The 2,767-nt window shown below is 36.3% G+C and carries 4 protein-coding genes; all 4 read left to right on the top strand.

Annotated elements, in window-relative coordinates; all coding sequences use genetic code 11:
* On the top strand, positions 1-861 hold an 861-nt coding region (locus VJJ26_01300; protein HLC06800.1), incomplete at its 5' end, for a hypothetical protein.
* Positions 858-1,481, top strand: coding sequence for a hypothetical protein (locus tag VJJ26_01305; protein HLC06801.1), 624 nt, complete (start codon positions 858-860; stop codon positions 1,479-1,481). The genes VJJ26_01300 and VJJ26_01305, both read left to right, overlap by 4 nt.
* 16 nt (positions 1,482-1,497) lie before the next feature.
* Complete coding sequence (locus tag VJJ26_01310; GenBank protein ID HLC06802.1) at positions 1,498-1,983, top strand: YbaK/EbsC family protein; 486 nt, start codon at positions 1,498-1,500, stop codon at positions 1,981-1,983.
* Between the two features lie 57 nt (positions 1,984-2,040).
* Complete coding sequence (locus VJJ26_01315) at positions 2,041-2,433, top strand: VOC family protein (protein HLC06803.1); 393 nt, start codon at positions 2,041-2,043, stop codon at positions 2,431-2,433.
* Positions 2,434-2,767 lie beyond the last annotated feature (334 nt).

The raw sequence follows: 2,767 nt of genomic DNA on the forward strand, positions 1-2,767 counted from the left end.
GAACAAAAAAAAGGTGCACCAGTCGAAGAAATCAGAAAGATGGTAGAGATTCAATTTTATAAAAAGACGTCAGAATGGCAGGGATATCTACAATTAGAGGCTACCAAAAATAGATTGAGTAAGGAATTACGCCAATGCAAAAATACACCTCTTGAAGAATCAATAAAGCAGGCATACGATCAAGCTTCAATAGCATTAAAAAAAGCGTCAGATCCTTATAAGACGCCTGAATATCGTGCATACGATCAATTGTGGTACTATCTTATCAACAATAACTGGATTAAGACATATACGGAAAAATTCCAAAAAAATGAGCAAGAAATGCAACAGAAAGTTTGTTCGCTTGCAGAACAAAATCAAGTAATAGTGAATTCATTCACTGCATCTTGCCAAACAACAAATGCATCACATTCTATACAACAGCGTGAACAAAAGGTAAATGCTTTTATACGTCAAAAATTAGCACAAGATACACCGATTGAAACAATAAAGCAGGAATTGGGCGATCAGTTTTGCAAACATATTCCAGAACATCATGCAGTTGGCGTACTTGATAGTAATAAATTGAGGTTACGCGAAGCTTTTGAGCCGTGTTGGAAAGCCGGGTATTTTGGTGATATGGAGTATTGCTATGCGTTAGAAGAGGAATACGAACAATACACAGATAACCTCAGAAGAGCGCGAAAAGAGCGTAACCATACACCAGAAATGCAGGCATTACAAAAATTGTCCGATTATTCTTCTAATGAAGCTGCAATTGAAAAACTCAAGAAAAAACATGCAGAACGTGCAGAAAAAATAAAACAAGCTATTCAAGAAGAAGAGCAAAAAAATGAAAAAATGTTTAGCGAGGCCTCATGAAAAAAACAGTAAAATATAATTTCTTTATTTTGATAGCGCTATTTAATGTACCTCTTTATGCGCAAGCAAATGCCGATATGACTAATAATTTTGAACAACGAGATCGAATAGCAAAGGCATTTGTAATGCAGAAATTGGCGGAAGGTACATTTGCCGGAGATATACAAGATCAATTGATTGAACAAACACCAGAATATGCAATTAAAAAACAGGCATTCAAACAACATCACGAAGCAGAAGTACAGCGAGACAAATGTACAAGAGAACACTGCAAAACTCTTTATGAAGAATATAAGAAATCGGGGAGAAGTGGATCGTGGAAAAGATTGAGAGAGTGTGAAGAACAATGTGCAACAGCTGAGTGTCAAATTTTACAAAAAGAAGTTGATCGATTGGGTCTGGAATTCCACAAAGTCGCATCAGCTTTGTATCATACACCTGAGGGAAAATTGAGTAAAGAATTGTCCTTGCTTGTAGCAAATCAAATACAAATTGGTAGTCTGAATAAAGAAATATGTGACAAGCAACAAGCAGTTAGACCGTTAAAAAAAGAACGAGAAGAATTGCAAGAAGAAAGAGAAAAATTAATGGATGAGCTTAAGGAAAAGATTTTTCAGTAAAATTAAAAAGGATATCATGTCGAGCGAAATTTTAGTAAACAAAAGCGTTGAAAAAGTTCAAGCAGCGCTTACTCATTTTGGTATAGCAACAAAAATTACACAGTTTCCAGAAGGTACGCGAACAGCACAAGAAGCTGCCGCTGCTATTGGCTGCTCTGTAGCGCAAATAGTAAAGTCTATTATTTTTTGTACCGAAAAAAATAATTCTCCTATTTTGGTGCTTACGAGTGGAATCAATCGTGTTGATGAAAAAATGATAGAACAAGCTCTTGGAGAAAAAATCAAAAAGGCTAGCGCTGATTTTGTAAAAGAGGTAACGGGATTTGCAATTGGAGGAGTTCCGCCAGTTGGCCATGCACAAAAAATAACAACATTCATAGATAAAGATTTATTGCACTATCAAGAAGTGTGGGCTGCAGCAGGAACGCCCTATACCGTTTTTTGTTTGATTTCATCGGATTTATCACGCATTACTGATGGTGCTGTGGTTAAGGTTACATGAAAATTACTATAAAAAAAGAGAGGTTAATCAAGGTTAGGTAAGTTCAAAGGAAGTCATATGTCATTAGGAATTTTTAATCATGTGCAAATAAAAGTCTTAGATTTAGAACATAGTCGTAAGTTTTATGATTCGGTTATGAATGTATTAGGACATCGCGTGGTGCTAGAGATCAAAGACGTTGTCATTGGTTATGGTACAAGTGTGCATGATATGTTCGAAATACGTCAAACGAGTGAAGTAGCACCTTTATCAAAGTCAGTTCACATAGCATTTAATGCGACAGATAAAAAAATGGTTGATTCTTTTTATCTTGTCGCGCTTGAAAATGGTGCTCGATGCAACGGCAAGCCGGGTTTTAGGCCAAAGTATGCAGAAGGTTATTACGCTGCTTTTGTTATAGATCCTAACGGGCACAATATTGAGGTTGTTTATGATGATGAGAAAAAATAGTAATTGTTCTACCATCGCAAGCAAATAATGCTTTAAAAGGATCATTCAACTGGTTACCGGTAAAAAAAGTAGACCAATGTGTAATCAATGAATAGTCTGGCGAGAACTGCATATTAATTCCCTTGTCAAGGTACGCTGTTTTATTACTTCCAAAGTAAGGAAGATTTGCTCAGGGCCGTTGTCGAAGACATCATTAGAGAAGATAGTGAACGCAAACAGATAGCTATAGAAAAAACAACTGGTAATGCTTTAGACAAAATTCGCGCGGTGATGCAGTTGGATAGCATGGCTGCAAAATATCCCAATATTCTTGAAAGTCTTCACGAGATAGGCA

It is taken from the genome of Candidatus Babeliales bacterium, from assembly GCA_035288105.1.
Taxonomy (GTDB): domain Bacteria; phylum Babelota; class Babeliae; order Babelales; family Vermiphilaceae; genus SOIL31.